This is a genomic window from Corallococcus silvisoli (genome assembly GCF_009909145.1).
In the GTDB taxonomy this organism is placed as follows: domain Bacteria; phylum Myxococcota; class Myxococcia; order Myxococcales; family Myxococcaceae; genus Corallococcus; species Corallococcus silvisoli.
The window spans coordinates 483,900-499,106 of sequence record NZ_JAAAPJ010000003.1 but is presented as its reverse complement, the minus strand read 5'-3'; the positions used below and the strand labels follow the sequence as shown (position 1 = coordinate 499,106).

Here is a 15,207-nt window from a genome sequence, read left to right as displayed (position 1 = left end):
TCAGAGCTCCCTCGTGAACTGGGCCACCTGCCGCTGCTGGGTGCGGCGCACGACGTAGCGCACCGTCACCTGGAGGCGGGCCTCCTCGCTGAGCGTCTCCACGGCCTCCACCTGGAGGAGGTCGCCCAGCCACTGCTGGAGCGCGCCCTGCACCAGGAACTGGGTCGCGGTGGCCAGCTCCGCGCTGTTGGGGGCGAACACCAGCTGGCCCAGCCCGGTGCCGAAGGTGGGGCGGTTGATGCGCTCGCCCGGAGCCGTGAAGAGCACCTGCTCGATGAGGTGCCGCACGTGCGTGTCCAGGTCCGCGTCCGCGGTGCGACCGCGTCCATCCAGCCGATAGGGGAAGGCGATGTGCATGGCTCAGGTCCCCCTCACCCGGACCTGCGTCATCACGACCTGGGGCGGGCCCAGGGGCGCGGCGCCCATGGAAATCCCCACGCTGTTCTGCAGGATGACGGGCTGCCCGCCCGCGCGGACGCGCACCGCGGGGACCAGCCACTTCACCTGCACGCAGGGGCCTCCGCCCTGCGGCGGGAAGGGACAGCCGGACACCAGGTACTGGTCGGCCAGGGTGGCCACCGGCTGCCCGCCCACCTTCACCCGGGGATTGCCGGGCGTGGTCTGCACCTGTCCCGCGTGGGGACACATCACCGTGGCTCCGACGTGGAGGAGGAAGGCTCCCATGGCTAGATGACCTCCAGCGCGCCGTTGTTGACGTTGACGCCCGCGGGCCCGAGCTTGATGTTGGACGCGCCGAACGACAGCTCGATGCCGGTGGGGCTGAGCACCACCTTCGCGGTCCCCCCGTGGTCGATTTCGATGCCGGCGGCGCTGAACGTGGCCTTCAGCGGCATGGGCACCGCCGGGGGACTCACTTCGATGCTCAGCCCGCCCGCGCCGGGCAGGTCGTCGAGCTTCACGGTGATGGCCCCTGTCTTCCACACCTGGGTGGTGGGCAGGGCGGGCGAGGCCGGTGCCTCGCCCTCGCCCCAGAAGCAGCCGGCGACGATGGGGTAGTTGAGGTCCCCCCGCTCGAACTCCACCCAGACCTTCGCGCCCATCGCGGGCACGGCGAAGAAGCCCTTGCCGCTGCCGCCACACGGCATGCACGGCATGGCCCAGCCCAGCTGGCTGTCGCCCAGCACGGTGGGCACCTTCACCTGCACGCGCCCCATCATCAGGGGGTCGATGTTGTTGACGACCTCGCCCCGGTACTTCCCGAAGTACGTGCTCATGGCGGCACCACCGGTGTGAGCGCTCCAGCTCCCTCGCGGGTGAGGGTGAAGCGCTGCTTGTATTCGCCAGGACGGATGGAGTGCGTGACGTTGCGGACGTAGAAGAAGCCGTCGTGTTCGAAGCCCGCGCCGCGCACGCCCACCAGCCCGCGGGGGCGCAGCATGTCGCCGTAGCGCGTGGCATCCAGCTCGCCCGACCCGGTGAGCACCTGGTCCGTGGACGCATCCGTCTGACCCTGGGCCCGGCCCTGGGCCGCGATGTAGCCCGCGCCGTCCGGCACGTCCTCCAGCAGCGAGGTGCGCACGCGCGACTGGGTGAGCAGCGCGGGCTGGCTCGCCAGCGGTGGCACCCGCAGGCTCGCGAACGTCCGCACCGGGAGCGCGCGGCCCAGCGCCATCGCCTGGCCCTTCACGGTGGTGGGCGCCAGCGCGTTGTATTGGAAGTCGATGCTGTCGACGTTGGACTGCGCCCCCATGTTCACCGACAGCGCCCGCTGGGGAATGCCCACCCGGTTGGGCGGCCCCCAGTAGGCCGTGTTCATCATCGGCGCGGGGCCGGGGGTGACCTGGAAGACGTAGCCGTAGCGGTTCGCCATCTCCCGCAGGTAGGCGTAGTCGGTGCCCCGGAACACGGGGGTGCGCTGGATGGGCAGCGGCACGTCCAGCGAGGGCGGCGGGATGATGACCGGCACCAGCCCGTACTGCGCGTAGCCCAGGACGAGCTGCGCGATGATGATGGGCTCCACCTGCGCCGGGTGCTCATGCACCTTCGCGTCCAGGTCCATGGCAGCGCTCACGTCCTCGCCCGTGACCGTGAGCGTGGAGCTGCCCGGCTGCTGCGAGGGGGCGAGCGTGCGGTGGGTGATGATGCCGTCGAAGAGCACCTGCGGCACCACGTTGAAGGTGACCACCAGCACCACGCGGTTCATGGGCTTGAGCAGCGGGTGGCTCGCGAGCCCGTAGTCCATCAGGTCGAGCGGCCCCGAGCGGCCCACGCCGAACGTCAGCTGGAAGCCCGAGCGCCCCTCGTCGTTGTGGGTGACCTCCACGCGCTGGAGGGCCTCCATGAACGAACCGGGCGCGGGGACCGCCACCGTGGGGCCCACCAGCAGCGTGAGATGGATTCCCAGCAGGCTCATCGGGCGCTCAGAATTCCGGCATCCCGATGCGCACCACGGAGCCCGGCTCCCGCATCAGGTCGAAGGGGTTGAGCGTGTCGTTGGCGTCGCAGACGCGCCAGAAGTGCTCCGGGTCTCCCAGCGTGCGGTGGGTGAGCAGGTCCAGGCGGTCGCTCTCGGTGACGGAGACCTCCGCCAGCACCCGCAGGGAGGTGTTCGCGGGGATGAAGCGGCGGCGCTTGTAGGCGGCCACGCGCCCGTCGGGGAGCGTGAGGGTGGCCGTCTCCAGGGGGGCGTAGCGGCTGGTGGGGTCGAGCATGGGGGCTCCAGGAGAAGTCAGGCGCTCAGCGCGGCAGCGCGGCGTTGGCCACGCCGGCGATGCTGCCGACGACGGCCATGGCTTCCTTGACGACCTGATGCGTGAGGAAGAGGGCGTAGCCGGGGTGCATCAGGGGCAGGTCGTTGTACGAGAGCACCCGCAGGCCCAGGGACACCTTGGCGCGGATGGGGTTGAGGCTCGGGTCGTAGGCCTCCTCGGTGATGGAGAACTCGCTGACCTTCACCGGCAGGACGCGCTTGGGTCCCCAGATGAAGAGGGTCAGCGGCGCGGTGGGGGGCACCACCTCCAGCGTGCCCACCTGCATCAGCGCCGTGTTGAGGATGACCTGCGCGGTCTTGGGATAGACCAGCATCTCCAGCGCCGACAGCTGCGGGTAGATGCCCATGCTGCTGGCGAGCACGTCGCCGTTGGCGAGCTGATCCGTGGCGTCGATCTCCACGTCCACCCGGATGTTCTCCACCGGCGCGCCCTTGAGCCGCAGCGCCTCCGTGCGGTCGCCTCCGCCCTCGCCCGCCATCTGGGGCGTCAGCGTGCGCGTCATCGTGTCCGGGTTGTATTGGAACACCACCAGGCTCGCGACGGGGTTGAGCGGATCCAACCCGATGATGGCCCCGCGCTGCGTGCGGGGTGTGCGGGGGAAGGTGCTCATGCCGTCACCGCCCCTGGCCCAGGCCGGAGTAGACCGCTTGCGCGACCTGGACCCCCAGCGCCGCGGGCGGAGCGCCGGACGTCACGCGGAGGGCGCCCGCGTCCAGCCGGGGCACGTCACCGGACAGGCCCGAGGGCAGTCCTCGTTCGGAGAACAGCCGCGTCAGCTCCTGCCGCACGGCCTCGCCCACCTGCTCGCGATGCGCGGCCGGGACGCCGTGCAGCACCAGCTCGTCGATGTGCAGCGAGATGTTTCGTGGCGTCATGTCCACCCCGAGACCTCGGCTTCCGCCAAGGGCTTGTCGAGCTTGCTGAACTCCGAGCGCACCGCGCGTTGCAGGTGCGCCATCCGCACGGGCTCGCCCGCGTCGGCGGCGAGGAAGGCGGCGTTGAGGGCGATGGTGCGGATGTTGCCGCCGGTGACGCTCAGCCGCGCCAGCCGCGCCATGTCCAGGCCCTCCGTGGGCGTGGCGGCCGGGAACATGCGCCGCCAGATCTCCGTGCGCTGGGGGGCATCCGGGAACGGGAACTGGAGCACGAAGCGCAGCCGGCGCAGGAACGCGGTGTCCAGCGCGTCCTTCATGTTCGTCGTGAGGATGGCCAGCCCCCCGTAGGACTCCATCTGCTGGAGCAGGTAGCTCACCTCGATGTTGGCGTAGCGGTCGTGGCTGTCGCGCACCTCGGTGCGCTTGCCGAAGAGGGCGTCCGCTTCGTCGAACAGGAGGATGGCGCCTCCTTCCTGCGCGGCGTCGAACACGCGGCGGAGGTTCTTCTCCGTCTCGCCAATGTACTTGCTGACCACCTGGCTGAGGTCGATGCGGTAGAGGTCCAGCCCCAGCTCGAGCGCCAGCACCTCGGCCGCCATCGTCTTCCCGGTGCCGCTGGCGCCGGAGAACAGGGCGCTGATGCCCAGGCCCCGCATGCCCTTGGAGGCGAAGCCCCACGTCTCGTACACCCGCGCGCGCTGACGCACGCTCGCGGCGATCTCCCGGAGGATGGCCTTCTTCTCCGGAGGCATCACCAGGTCTTCCCACCCCGCGGTGGGCTCGATCCGCTGCGCCAGCTCTTCCAGCTGGGGCCGGGACTGCACCCGGCAGGCGGCCCACAGCGCCGCGCCCAACGCGCCTTCGTCCGCGAAGGGGCCTTGCTCCCGCACGTCCGAACCCGCCGCGCGGATGGAGCGCATGGGCAGATCGAACTGCGTGGTGATGCGCTCCAGGGCGCCGTGCGCGGCGGTCACCTCGGGCCCGAGCGCCTGGGTCCAGAGCAGGCGCTGTTCGACGCGCGTGGGCCGCTTCACCTCGAGGTGGATCGCGGCCCGGCTTCGCGGTCGCAGGGGCTCCCGGGACGAGACGATGACCACGCCCTGCACGCGCTCGGCGAAGGCGGTGGCCGCGCGCAGCGCGTCCGCTCCGGTGGCTTCGTCGCATTCCAGCAGCAGCCCGCTCCCCAGCAGCAGGGCCTCGCGCTCCCACCACCGCGCGAGCGCCGCCCGCTCCTCGGCTCCCGCGGGCAACTGGGTGGCGCGGGTGACGTGCAACTGGAGCCCCAGGCTCGCGCAGGCGGCGCTGGCGATGGCCTGCGCACCGTCCGGCTCCAGCCCGCAGAGCTGGACGAGGGGCATGGGCTCATCCACGTCCGGTGCTCGCTCCCACGGCTGTCGCAGGCGCTCTGCCAGCGCCTGATGGGAGACGGGCAGCTCCCGGGGCGGCGGCACCGGCGCCATGAACTCTTGCAGCCGCCGGTCCAGATAGGACAGGCCGACGAGGTGGTGGAGGACACGCTCGTCGATGCGAAGGGCGCAGGAGGTGAGGCCCTCTCCAGGGGCCAGGGACACCAGCTCCCAGCGGCGCAGGGGCGCCACCGGCGTCAGCGCGCTCCAGTGCGCTTCGGGGAGCGAAGCCAGGGCCATGCCGAACGTGGGCCACGGCTTGCGCGGGTCGCCGTTCACGGAGGCGAACAGGGCGCCGAAGCCCGTGCCCAGCTCCAGGCTGACGCAGCACAAGAGGATGTCGCGCTCGAACGGGGACAGGCGGAAGGCCTGACACAGGCTCTCCAGCGCGGGCTGCGCCGGCATTCCGACCTCGGCCTCCGCGAGCGCGGCGAGGGCCGTGTCCACGTCATCGGTGCCTTCGGGCAGCCCCACGCCCAGGAGGGACGCGTGCCGAGCGATGCGCGCGCGCACCACGCCGAGCGCGGCGGTGAGCTGGCGCTGGTTGGCTTCCTGCCAGGAGTCCGCGCGCGATGGGCTCATGTGACCGTCACCTGCTGGGACACGTCGAACACCGGCGGGTTCTGACTCCAGTCGATGAGCAACGAGTCCACGCCGTCCACGCGCAGCCGGACGAAGTGGTCTCCGGGGGGCACGTCCAGGACGGTGAAGGCGAGGGTGTCCACCGGCGTGGCGCGCGCGGGGGCTGGCAGCTCCCGGCCGTTGAGCAGCAGGGCCACGCGTTGGTCCGGGCGGGCGCGAGGTTGGAACGCGGCGGTGAGCGTCACCTCTCCGCCGGGGCCTCGCGCCACGGGGTTGGGGGTGAGCCCCAGGATGCGGGGAGCGAGCGTCAGCGGCAGCGCTGGGGTGGTGTGCTCGTTTCCGTCCGCATCGGTGATGACGACGGACACCGCGTAGGGCCCCGCGAGCCAGGTGGCCGCGTCGTTGGGGATGTCCACGGTCAGCCGCGACGCCGACACCACCGTGGCGGGCCGGAGCACCGGGGTGCTCCAGAGCGGGTGGCTGAAGCGCACGCCCACCGTGTCCCCGGCGAGGTGGTGTCCGGTGAGGAGGAGGGTGTCTCCCAGTCGAGCGCTGGTCTGCTGCTGGGGCGGGGTGATGGCGTCGAGCACCGGAAAAGGAGGGACCACGTCAGGCTGGATGGACAGCACCGGGCGCAGCACCGGGAGCGGCGTGCGGCTGGGGCGAGTGCTCTCGATGAGGACGACGGAGACCTGGTAGACGACCGAGATCCGGTACTGCGTCTGGAACATCGTCCAGAGCTTGGAGACTTCCTCCAGGGTGGGCGTGTCCACGGTGATGCGCACGCGCTCCGCCTGCCGGTACAGGTCATTGCCGGGCACCGCGGCGCGCAGCTCATTGGCGCCGAGCAACGGATGGTCATGAAGGACGTTCATGGCCTTGCCGAGCAGCTTGTGGCTTTCCACGTCGTCGTCGGATGGCGAGTAGGGCGTGAGCAGGTACGTCAGCCGCAGGGCCAGGGGCGGGACACCCGACTCGCCGGACTTCGTCCTCGGTGGGAAGTCCATGTTGCGCAGCGAGGCCTGCTGCGCCACCTGGAAGAGGAAGAGATTGACCTGATGGTTGGTGGCGTCCCGGCCGCGTGCCTTGTCCGGTGGAAGCGTCGTCACCGACACGTCTGGCGTGTCCACCTGGAGGTGGTTGAAGAGGAGCGTGCGGAGCGCGGCCGTCACCGTCGCGATGGAGAGGGAGTTGCTCACCGTCCCCCTCCATTGCGTCGCGCGAGGTAGTCATCGAGCGAGGGTGCCGGGGCCGCGCGCGCGGGCGCGCTCCGCGCGGGGGCCGCGGGCGCCATGGCTCGAACCTCGATTCGGCCGATGGTGATCTGAATGGTGGGGGCAGGCGGCGGCTCCGCGTCCGAGGCGCGCGTCACGGAGGGAGATGGTTCGGTCCGCGTCACCTCGGCCGCCGAGGAGGAGGCTGGAGCCGGAGCCGCCTCGAGCGCCCTGCCCAGGGCCCTTGCCCTGCCGACCGCGGACAGGGCGCGGGGCTCATCGGGGGCGCTGTCGTCGCTCGGGGGCGTCGCTCGCGAACCCGAGGGCGCGATGACAGGGAGGCTCGGGTTTCGTCCGGAGAGACCGGCGGTGTCCCGTGGGCGCGTGATGGATGCGCTCAGCTCGCGGGCCAGCTCCGCCAGGGGGGAGCGGGAGCTGGACGTCGCGCTGTGCTGACTCGCCCCAGGCGCGACGCGGCCCGTTCGCTCCGTTGCGTTGGGCGGGAGCGCTTCGAGAAGGCGGCCGGCCTCGTGTGTCATGGGTCCCCAGGAGGTCGCTTCGCTCCGGTGGGATGGCTCGAGGCGGGCGGAGTGACCGGGCGTGCCCGGAACGCGCCCTGGATGCGTGTCAGTCGAATCGGGCCCGGTGCGGTGCTCGGCGCGTTCGTCGGGCGAAGGCAGACGGGTGGGCCGCGCGGGGTTGGTGCCGGTCGCGGGCCTCCCGGTGGGCCGCGCGGAGTTCGCGTCACGCGAAAGCAGGCCGGTGGGCTGCGCGGCATCCGCGTCACGCGAATGCACCCCGGCAGGCTGTGCGGGGTTCGCGTCATGCGAGAGCAGGCCGGTGGGCTGCGCGGAGTTCGCGTCACGCGAAAGCGGCTCGGGCTCGCGGAAGGCGGTGGGCGACAGTCGCTGGGGGAGCGTCTCGGAATGGAGGCCGGCCGCAATCCGTCCGGTGGGTTCCTTGGACCGGGCGCGGAGCGATCGCGGCCCACCCCCCTGCGTCGAGGGCTCGATGCTGGATGGGAGCACGCCGGAGCTCCGCTCGGACGCTGGGTGCGCGCTGTCTCCCGGAGCCAGCTCCCGCGACGTGTCTGACCGCGGGCGGAGCGCGTCGTGGGTGCTCGCGAAGGGCGGGGCGTCAGCGCCCGACAACGCCACCTGGGGTTGTGGTGAGGTCCTCCCAGGGACGCCCAGGGTGTCGGCCCGCGCCGAGGGCTCGACGAGCGCCCGGCCCACCGCGTTCCATGCCTCGCGCGATGCGCGCGCCGGCCCGGAGACGGTCCTCGTCGCGGGCTCTCGCGCCTCAATGCCCGCGTCGAGGCCCGGGCGCGGCGCCTCACGGTGATCCACGGGGCGCGACTCGGGGGCGAAGTAGGAGCCGGCGCGCGGACGGACACCCTCACCGGGGCGATGGTGCCGTGCCACCAGATGGCTCAAGTAGTCGCTCATGTCCCCGCCAGCTCCAGGTAGCGCTGCCGCTTCCACGGGCTCATCACGAGGATGTGCTCCTCGGACCATCCGTACAGGCTCGCCAGCGTGTGCACCTCCCGCAGGGTGCGTTGCGCCCACGTCTCCACTTCCCTCCAGAAGAACTCGGCGATGTCGAACGCGGCCGCCCACGCATGCGCACAGGCAGGACACTGCGTGGACAGCTCCACCCGTGCCTGCGGATCCGCGGCCTCCATCGCTTCCTCGATGGCCCGCACCACCGCCGCTGGCAGCTCCCCCGTCTCCACGTCCACACCCTCCCGGCGTGCCTCGACCACGCACCTCGCCAGCACCCGCCTTGGCCCATCTCCCTCGGGCCCCGCCTCCAACGCCGCGAGGTCCCGGCTGTCAGGCAGGCGGAAGCGCACCGCATGCCCCTCGCATTCAACGCCCAGCACCTCCGGGACAGGCGCACCGGAGGCCACCCGGATGTCGCTCACCTGGAAGGCCAGCTCCACCTGCTCACCGCAGGCAGGACACGGCACCAACCCCACGACCTCGGCGCCGAAGGTCTGCTCCCGCACGGCGAGCAGCAGCGAGTCCCGAAGCCCCACCGGGAGCCGCGCCAGCTCTCCCGGGCTTCGCTCCGGCCACGCGGCGCACAGCAGCGCGAGCGCGCGCCCGGGCCCGGAGTGCGGGTGGCCCGCCTCCCACGCACCCAGCAGCTCTGGAGCGGTCAGCGAGCGCATGGACCCTCAGCGCATCAGGGGTTGGGCTCGTTGTAGCTGGGCTCGGTGGGCTCGTTGATGTCGTAGTCGCGCTCCCAACCCTCGTTCTCCAGCTTGAGGGTCTGGATGGCCACGGCGTTGGCGTTCGCGTCCAGGTCCGGCATGGCCTGGTACTCGGACACCCAGCACCGGAAGAGCTTGTAGGAGATCGCCAGCTGTCCGGCCTCGTTGTAGACCTCGAGGATGATGTCCTTGCGGAAGTCCTTGAGGGACACCTCGGAGCCCAGGCCGGAGCCGTAGTTCCACACCTTGTTGGCCCACCGCTCGAACTCGGTGTCGTGGGTGACGCCGCGCTCCAGGGTGAGGGCCTCGTACTCGCTGCGGCCCGGCGACTTGCGGCTGCTGCTGGGGTCGCCGCCCTCGCGGTGCTTGACGACCTCGGTGGTGCGCTTGAGCGCGCCCACCTTGCTGATGCCCGCGACATAACGGCCGTCCCACTTCACGCGGAACTTGAAGTTCTTGTACGGGTCGAAACGCTGCGCGTTGACGCTGAACTGAGCCATGGGAACGCTTCTCCTTTACGCCGCGACCTGTCCGGCCATCTGCTGGAGCTTGAGCACCACGAACTCGGCCGGCTTGAGCGGCGCGAAGCCCACGACGATGTTGACCACGCCCAGGTTGATGTCGTTCTGCGTGGTGGTTTCCTTGTCGCACTTGACGAAGTACGCATCGCGCGGCGTCTGGCCTTGGAAGGCGCCCTGCCGGAAGAGGTTCTGCATGAAGGCGCCGACGTTGAGGCGGATCTGCGCCCAGAGCGGCTCGTCGTTGGGCTCGAAGACCACCCACTGGACGCCCCGGTACAGGCTCTCCTCGATGTAGAGCGCCAGCCGGCGCACCGGCAGGTACTTCCACTCGTCGGCGAGCAGGTCATTGCCTCGGGTGGTGCGGGCGCCCCACACCACGCGGCCCGCGGCCGGCAGCGAACGCAGGCAGTTGATGCCCAGCGGGTTGAGCTGGCCATTCTCCGGGTCGGTGAGCGGCACGCTCAGCTTGGGCACGCCGGTGAGCAGCGAGTCCAGGCCCGCGGGCGCCTTCCAGACGCCGCGCTGCGTGTCCGTGCGCGCGATGACCCCCGCCACCGCGCCGCAGGGGGCGAAGACCTCCAGCTGGTTCTCCCGCAGGGGATTGGACTGCACCAGCCGGGGGAAGTAGAGCGCGGCGTTCTTGCTGCGCAGGCTGCTGGCGGCGAAGCCGCTGACCGCGTGGGCCACGCTGTCCCAGCCCACCGGAGGATCCGCGACGAAGATGGCGCGCCGCTCCTCGCAGTAGGCCGCCGCGTCGGTCGCCAGGTCCGCCTCGATGTCGCCGTCGAGCGCGTGGGGCGGCAGGCACAGCAGGTTGAAGACATCCACCTTCTCCAGCGCGTACAGGCCCTGCTTGTTGGTGCGCAGGTTCGCGCCGGTGGTGAACTGGGCGCGCGTCAGCGCGTTGCCGTCGGTGCCCTCCTGGGCGGCCGTGGGCGCGGTGGGCACCGGCCGGCCCTGGGGGTCGAGCGTGGAGGCCGCGGGGCGCGCGGGCGTGGCGGGCAGCGTCTTCACCCGGATCAGGGCGGAGCCCTGCGCGAGCACGGTGGGGTAGTAGCGGGGACTGGCCGCGTCGATGGAGAGGTTGATGAACTTCTCCGTCGCGCGCGTCCCGTTGTCGGTGACGGTCAGGTTGAAGAGCAGGTCGTCGATGCTCGCGGTGCCTGTCTTCCGGGTGTTGTAATCCACCACCACGCGAAGATTGTTACCCCAGGCGCCAGGATTGCCCGCGGCCAGGGTCAGGTCTCCACCGGTCGTGGACAGGGTCAACTCCGTGGTGTGACCCCCATTGTCCAGACGGACGATGATGGCCTGCCCGCCTCCGTTGAGGAAGAAGTCGCGGACGGCGTAGCTCATGGAGCTGGCCAACCACAGGCTTCCGAAGGTGCGCTCATAGTCGCCGTAGCCGTTGCAGACCACGGGCTCATTCACCGGTCCGCGCTGCGCGCGCCCGACGAAGGCAGTCACCGACGTGGGCACCCCGGTGATGGTGCGGACTCCACTGGGAATCTCTTCGACATAGACGCCCGGATAACTGAGAGCTGCCGGCATGGGATGACTCCTCCGTCCGCGAGTTCGCCAGCTCCGCCCCCGGTCCCGCGAGGCAAGAGCCCTTCCAGCGCACGTCGCGCGCCCGTGTTCACGGGGCACCCCGTACGCCTTCGTCACATCCGTCTGTGTGGGGAGGGTGGCAACAAATGCCGATACAGTGAGTCCTGGCGCGTGAAACGAGCTTCCCCCCCAGACATCTCCAGGAGCCTTCAAAGGCAGGCTCCCAAGAACACCGTGAAGACAGTCTGCCAGAAACCCAACGGAAAGTCATTCCCTGGGTCCGATATTGTTCACGCTGGGTGACGTGAGATGTCGTGGGTTGGTGGGAGCAACCCAATCCCAGACATCGGGATTGAAATCCACCAGGCGGCTTGACAGCAGGCCGTGGGCTTCATGCACTGGGGCGATGGCCGCCCCGCGTGAGGTCCCCATCATCCTCGGTCTCTTCGTCACCCTGGCGGCGCTGATGGCGCATGTCGTCGCCGACAGGCTCGACAGGACCTCCGCGCGCCCCGAGGGGCCGCGTGCGGCGCGGCTCGAGCCGGGTGCGCGTGCCCCAACGCCCGTGGACCTGCTCGCCATGGTGGGCGTCGGGGTGCTGGGGGTGGGGGGCGTCACGGTGCAGGCCTTGGGGCGCAGGGCGCGGCTGCTGGACGCCCTGGGTGCGGGGGCTTCCTCGCCACGGAGGTTGCCCGCTCCCGAGCGGAGGATGCTCGCGCGCCGGACGGGGCTCGTCCTCGGGGAGTGGGTGTGTTTCGCGGCGCTCTCCTTCGGGTTCATGCTGCGCCGGCCGCCCGGGGAGTGGCTGCTCTTCCTCGTGCCGTGTGTGCTCCTGGTGCTGCCGGCGAGGGTGTATGTGCGGTATCGGGATGGAGAGGCGATGTGGGCGCCGTGGCTCCTGGCGTTCGCGGTGCTCGCGCTGGGGGCGACGCGCGCGCCGAAGTCCACCTGGGGACTGCTGCTCATCGTGGGGGTCTGTCAGGTCTGCGTGCTTCGCCAGGAGCACGCGGAGCGCGTGAGACGCCGGGCGGAGGCCCTGGGCGATTCCGGTGGCGATCCGTCACGCTGACACCGTGGTGCGGGAGGTGTCAGGCCCCGCGGATGATGGCCCTGGCGGTGCCGGCGGCCATGCCCTGCGCGATCAGTGAGGCGATGACCGCCTGCCTGAACTCGTCGCTGCTGATGGTCCAGCCCGGAATCATCTCCGGGAGCGACGCGCTCACCATGCTCGCGGGGCCCACGAGCACGCTGCCCCACCGCGCGATGATGCTCCGGGCGGCGGCGTCGCTCTCCGGGGTGCGGGGCACCGTCCGGGCCGAAGCCTCGGGCCTGCTGCGTGAAGGGGGCGTGGGGGCGGCGGCCGTTTCCGGCGTGACGGCGTTGACCGTCAGCCGCATCAAGGTGGAGCTGATGATGCCCGCCCCACCGCCCATTCCCAACACGGCGCCTTGGATGGCGGTGCCTCCGATGATGCGCGCCATTCCGCCTTCCACGAACCGCAAGGCTCCGCTCCCCGCCATCTGATCGAGGATGGTGATGGGCAGGAGGCGGGCGGAGGCCCCGCCCGCGGGGAGGAGGCGTCCCAGAGTCGCCGCGGACAGCCCCGAGGCTTCGAGCACCGCACCCTGCACGATGCCGCAGCTGGTGGGATTGCCTCCAAGAAAGCGCAGCACCGCGGGCCAGCTGCGCTGCGCCGTCGCGACGGCTTGCTCGATGCTGACAGTGGCTTCCGCGGCCTCCAGCACCACGTAGGCGTTGACCCGGCGGGCCATGCCGTCCGCCATCTGGGATGACAGGGCCCTGGGGGCCTCCTCGAACAGGACCTTCAGCGGGCCGCCGTGGATGCGCAACACCTGGCCCGCGGCGTTGCGGGCATAGATGGCGGCGTGGTTCAAACCGCCCTCGGTGACGACGACCATGGCGCCGCGTTGCAGCGCCCGAAGCATCTCGGCCGACGCGGCGGCCTGGCTGGCGAAGAGCGCGCCTCCTTCGCGGGCGAAGGCCTCGGTGGTCTCGCGAGCCATGGCCTCCGAGACGATTTCTCCGCCTTCCCGGATGGCCAGCGTGCCCGCCGCGCGGCGGGCCACCGCGGTGCGGACGAGGGCGGCGGGAGCGCGCAGGAGGGCCCGGCCCGCCACGCCCGCGGAGCCGAGCGTGGCGAAGTCGAGCATCAGGAAGCCGGTGCCAAGCACCCGCTGGAAGTACGACTCCGCCTCGCGAATCTGTTGGACCGAGCCGTAGATGGGCACGAGCGTCCAGAGGCTTCGCGAGGCATCCTCCTCGCCGGCGGCGTGCCGTCGCTGGTTCTCCTCGGGGCTGTCCGAGAGGGCCCAGGTGACGACCCCCGCGACCAGTCCGATGCCGGCCAGGATGAGCCAGGGCGCGATCCGGTGCAGGTCGTCCCCCGCGCCCACGGTGATTTCGAAGGGCCGGGACGCGAGCGCCGCGCGGGCCGCGTGCTCGGCCTCGCGCTCGGAAGGCCACGAGGGATCGCTGATCCGCCCGGCGCCACCGCCGCGCCGCGCCTGGAGCGCATGGGCGAGCTCGTGACCGAGGACGTGCCTGCCCGGCCCGCTCGTTACATCGAGGCCCCCTCCGAGGACGATGTGGTCGCCCAGCGTGAAGGCCGCCGCGCCGACGGCCGCCGCGGCCCGCCGCGCGGTGGGCCCCGTGTGCAGGCGGACGGGTGACAAGTCATAGCCAAAGGACTGCTCGAAGGGGGCCCGGACCTGGGCGGGGATGGGGGCGCCTCCCTGAATCCGCGAGAGCGAAAGCGACGCGCCCTGCGGTGTCATGGGGCGCGCGACGGCAGGGTGGGGCGTGAGCGCGGCCCGGAGCAGGTTCGTGCCGAAGGCGCCCACCGTCGCCGCCACGGAGGCCGGAATGACGGCTCCCGCGGGCAGGGCCCGGGCGACGGTGGGCGCGCTGAGGGCTCGCATGTTGCCCAGCGGCCTCGTCGTCGAGCCTCCTGGCATGGGGCGCAGCGTCCCGGTCGGCATGCGGCTCCGCGCGTCGTGGACGCGCGGAGCCGGAGGCAGGAGGGGGAGGTGGGCGAAGTCGAAGCGGGCCGCGGAAGAGGCGGGCTGGGGTGTGCCTGCGTCCGCCGGCGCTCCCGGAGAGGCCGCGGACGGGGTGCGCGGCCGGGCGGCGCTCCAGTCCACGACGGCCAGCTCAGGGGGAGCCATCAGTGGGCTCGGTTGGGGCACGAGCACGGGAGGACGCGACGCGGAGTTCGGAGCCGGAGCGGAGACCGCGGACGCACGTGCTGCCCGGTTGAACATCGCCATCGGAGAGCCCCCCTTGAGCCAGCGCTACCGGACAGCGTACCCAACGCGAGACTTTCTTTCGAATCGTCCGGGCGCGGGGACGTGGCGTCAGTCGAGCGGTTCTCGTGGGACGACCCGGCCGGAGGTCCGCTGGGCCAGGTCCGACATCACCGCGTGGAGATGGCGGAGGTTGCGCAGCGCGTGGGACCCGTTGGGTTCGCCGCCAAAGCGTACGGGTCGGAAGAAGTCCAGCCGCGAGCAGACTCGCAGCGTGATGGCCCGTGCGTGCTCGCTCAGCTCTCCTGTCACATCCAGGAACAGCGGCGTCTCCTCCCTGCCCGGCTCGGACTGCGTCTGCCAGCGCGTATAGCCGTCATCCGAGGGCGCGGGGGCGGGGCGCAAGGGCAGGGGGCCCATCTCCAGCAGCTCGGGGAGGTCGAAGCGGATGACCTCGACCCGGTCCACCCCGGGAGGAAGAAAGAGGAAGGCCTCCACGGAAAGGGGCCACCCGTCGGGCAACACTTCCTCCATGCCGCTCGCGAGCGCTTGGTGATAGCGGCGCTCCAGCCCCGTGAGGGAGCGCTCGCGGAGCTGGCCTCCGAGCGCGATGGGCCACTGTTCGGAGCGCAGGTCCTCCAGTCGCGCCTGGGCAGGGGCGAGGACGACCTTCTGCGTCCCGGACACCGTGCCGAGCACGGGCTCCAACTGGCCCAACACCTCGAGCACTTCCAGGAGCTTGCGCCACAGCGCGTCCTGGCCCGCGAGTCCTTCCCACAGGACCGAGAGCAGCTCGCAGTCCTCGTCGGAGGACTGATACGTCTCGATGAAACCCGTACCCATTC

15 protein-coding genes are annotated in these 15,207 nt (G+C 71.2%); 1 reads left to right on the top strand and 14 read right to left on the bottom strand.

From position 1 onward, the window contains the following. The 12 genes from GTY96_RS08445 to GTY96_RS08390 all read right to left on the bottom strand — a co-directional run bounded on the left by GTY96_RS08445 (position 1) and on the right by GTY96_RS08390 (position 11,099). Entirely contained in the window at positions 1-357 is a 357-nt protein-coding gene (locus GTY96_RS08445) for a GPW/gp25 family protein (protein WP_161664423.1), read from the bottom strand. Positions 358-360: 3 nt separating this feature from the next. Beyond that, positions 361-684: a hypothetical protein gene (locus tag GTY96_RS08440; protein WP_143899583.1), complete on the bottom strand. Its 324-nt coding sequence runs from the start codon at positions 682-684 to the stop codon at positions 361-363. A 2-nt stretch (positions 685-686) separates the two neighbouring features. Continuing rightward, a complete protein-coding gene (locus tag GTY96_RS08435) occupies positions 687-1,235 on the bottom strand; it encodes a phage baseplate assembly protein V (protein WP_161664422.1) in 549 nt (182 codons plus the stop codon). Beyond that, positions 1,232-2,374, bottom strand: a complete 1,143-nt coding sequence (locus GTY96_RS08430; RefSeq protein WP_161664421.1) for a hypothetical protein — start codon at positions 2,372-2,374, stop codon at positions 1,232-1,234. Before GTY96_RS08430 ends, GTY96_RS08435 begins: the two co-directional genes overlap by 4 nt. A 7-nt stretch (positions 2,375-2,381) precedes the next feature. Next, positions 2,382-2,672, bottom strand: coding sequence for a hypothetical protein (locus GTY96_RS08425; RefSeq protein ID WP_143899579.1), 291 nt, complete (start codon positions 2,670-2,672; stop codon positions 2,382-2,384). A gap of 25 nt (positions 2,673-2,697) precedes the next feature. After that, the gene (locus GTY96_RS08420) at positions 2,698-3,342 is read right to left on the bottom strand and encodes a hypothetical protein (protein WP_161664420.1); all 645 of its coding nucleotides are present in this window, start codon (positions 3,340-3,342) and stop codon (positions 2,698-2,700) included. Between the two features lie 4 nt (positions 3,343-3,346). Continuing rightward, the gene (locus GTY96_RS08415) at positions 3,347-3,607 is read right to left on the bottom strand and encodes a hypothetical protein (protein WP_161664419.1); all 261 of its coding nucleotides are present in this window, start codon (positions 3,605-3,607) and stop codon (positions 3,347-3,349) included. After that, a complete protein-coding gene (locus GTY96_RS08410) occupies positions 3,604-5,595 on the bottom strand; it encodes an ATP-binding protein (RefSeq protein ID WP_161664418.1) in 1,992 nt (663 codons plus the stop codon). Before GTY96_RS08410 ends, GTY96_RS08415 begins: the two co-directional genes overlap by 4 nt. After that, entirely contained in the window at positions 5,592-6,794 is a 1,203-nt protein-coding gene (locus GTY96_RS08405; RefSeq protein WP_161664417.1) for a Pvc16 family protein, read from the bottom strand. The genes GTY96_RS08410 and GTY96_RS08405 overlap by 4 nt, the downstream gene beginning before the upstream one ends. A gap of 1,459 nt (positions 6,795-8,253) precedes the next feature. Continuing rightward, entirely contained in the window at positions 8,254-8,985 is a 732-nt protein-coding gene (locus tag GTY96_RS08400; RefSeq protein WP_161664416.1) for a T4 family baseplate hub assembly chaperone, read from the bottom strand. A gap of 14 nt (positions 8,986-8,999) precedes the next feature. Continuing rightward, positions 9,000-9,527, bottom strand: coding sequence for a phage tail protein (locus tag GTY96_RS08395; protein WP_161664415.1), 528 nt, complete (start codon positions 9,525-9,527; stop codon positions 9,000-9,002). Positions 9,528-9,542: 15 nt separating this feature from the next. After that, positions 9,543-11,099 (bottom strand): phage tail sheath family protein, encoded by a 1,557-nt coding sequence (locus GTY96_RS08390; protein WP_161664414.1) that lies wholly within the window; start codon positions 11,097-11,099, stop codon positions 9,543-9,545. Between the two features lie 406 nt (positions 11,100-11,505). On the opposite strand from GTY96_RS08390, the gene GTY96_RS08385 reads away from it, so the two are divergent. Further along, complete coding sequence (locus tag GTY96_RS08385) at positions 11,506-12,168, top strand: hypothetical protein (protein ID WP_143899571.1); 663 nt, start codon at positions 11,506-11,508, stop codon at positions 12,166-12,168. A 19-nt stretch (positions 12,169-12,187) separates the two neighbouring features. Here the strand turns inward: GTY96_RS08385 and GTY96_RS08380 are convergent, their stop codons facing one another. After that, positions 12,188-14,284, bottom strand: a complete 2,097-nt coding sequence (locus GTY96_RS08380; RefSeq protein WP_161664413.1) for an eCIS core domain-containing protein — start codon at positions 14,282-14,284, stop codon at positions 12,188-12,190. Between the two features lie 189 nt (positions 14,285-14,473). Further along, positions 14,474-15,205, bottom strand: coding sequence for a hypothetical protein (locus tag GTY96_RS08375; protein WP_143899569.1), 732 nt, complete (start codon positions 15,203-15,205; stop codon positions 14,474-14,476). Positions 15,206-15,207: the final 2 nt, after the last annotated feature.

Excerpts from the sequence above, each read along its gene's own strand:
- GTY96_RS08420 (WP_161664420.1), bottom strand. The coding sequence starts at position 3,342 with ATGAGCACCTTCCCCCGCACACCCCGCACGCAGCGCGGGGCCATCATC.
- GTY96_RS08415 (WP_161664419.1), bottom strand. The coding sequence starts at position 3,607 with ATGACGCCACGAAACATCTCGCTGCACATCGACGAGCTGGTGCTGCAC.
- GTY96_RS08430 (WP_161664421.1), bottom strand. The coding sequence starts at position 2,374 with ATGAGCCTGCTGGGAATCCATCTCACGCTGCTGGTGGGCCCCACGGTG.
- GTY96_RS08410 (WP_161664418.1), bottom strand. The coding sequence starts at position 5,595 with ATGAGCCCATCGCGCGCGGACTCCTGGCAGGAAGCCAACCAGCGCCAG.
- GTY96_RS08445 (WP_161664423.1), bottom strand. The coding sequence starts at position 357 with ATGCACATCGCCTTCCCCTATCGGCTGGATGGACGCGGTCGCACCGCG.
- GTY96_RS08395 (WP_161664415.1), bottom strand. The coding sequence starts at position 9,527 with ATGGCTCAGTTCAGCGTCAACGCGCAGCGTTTCGACCCGTACAAGAAC.
- GTY96_RS08380 (WP_161664413.1), bottom strand. The coding sequence starts at position 14,284 with ATGGCTCCCCCTGAGCTGGCCGTCGTGGACTGGAGCGCCGCCCGGCCG.
- GTY96_RS08375 (WP_143899569.1), bottom strand. The coding sequence starts at position 15,205 with ATGGGTACGGGTTTCATCGAGACGTATCAGTCCTCCGACGAGGACTGC.
- GTY96_RS08435 (WP_161664422.1), bottom strand. The coding sequence starts at position 1,235 with ATGAGCACGTACTTCGGGAAGTACCGGGGCGAGGTCGTCAACAACATC.
- GTY96_RS08400 (WP_161664416.1), bottom strand. The coding sequence starts at position 8,985 with ATGCGCTCGCTGACCGCTCCAGAGCTGCTGGGTGCGTGGGAGGCGGGC.
- GTY96_RS08425 (WP_143899579.1), bottom strand. The coding sequence starts at position 2,672 with ATGCTCGACCCCACCAGCCGCTACGCCCCCCTGGAGACGGCCACCCTC.
- GTY96_RS08440 (WP_143899583.1), bottom strand. The coding sequence starts at position 684 with ATGGGAGCCTTCCTCCTCCACGTCGGAGCCACGGTGATGTGTCCCCAC.
- GTY96_RS08390 (WP_161664414.1), bottom strand. The coding sequence starts at position 11,099 with ATGCCGGCAGCTCTCAGTTATCCGGGCGTCTATGTCGAAGAGATTCCC.
- GTY96_RS08385 (WP_143899571.1), top strand. The coding sequence starts at position 11,506 with ATGGCCGCCCCGCGTGAGGTCCCCATCATCCTCGGTCTCTTCGTCACC.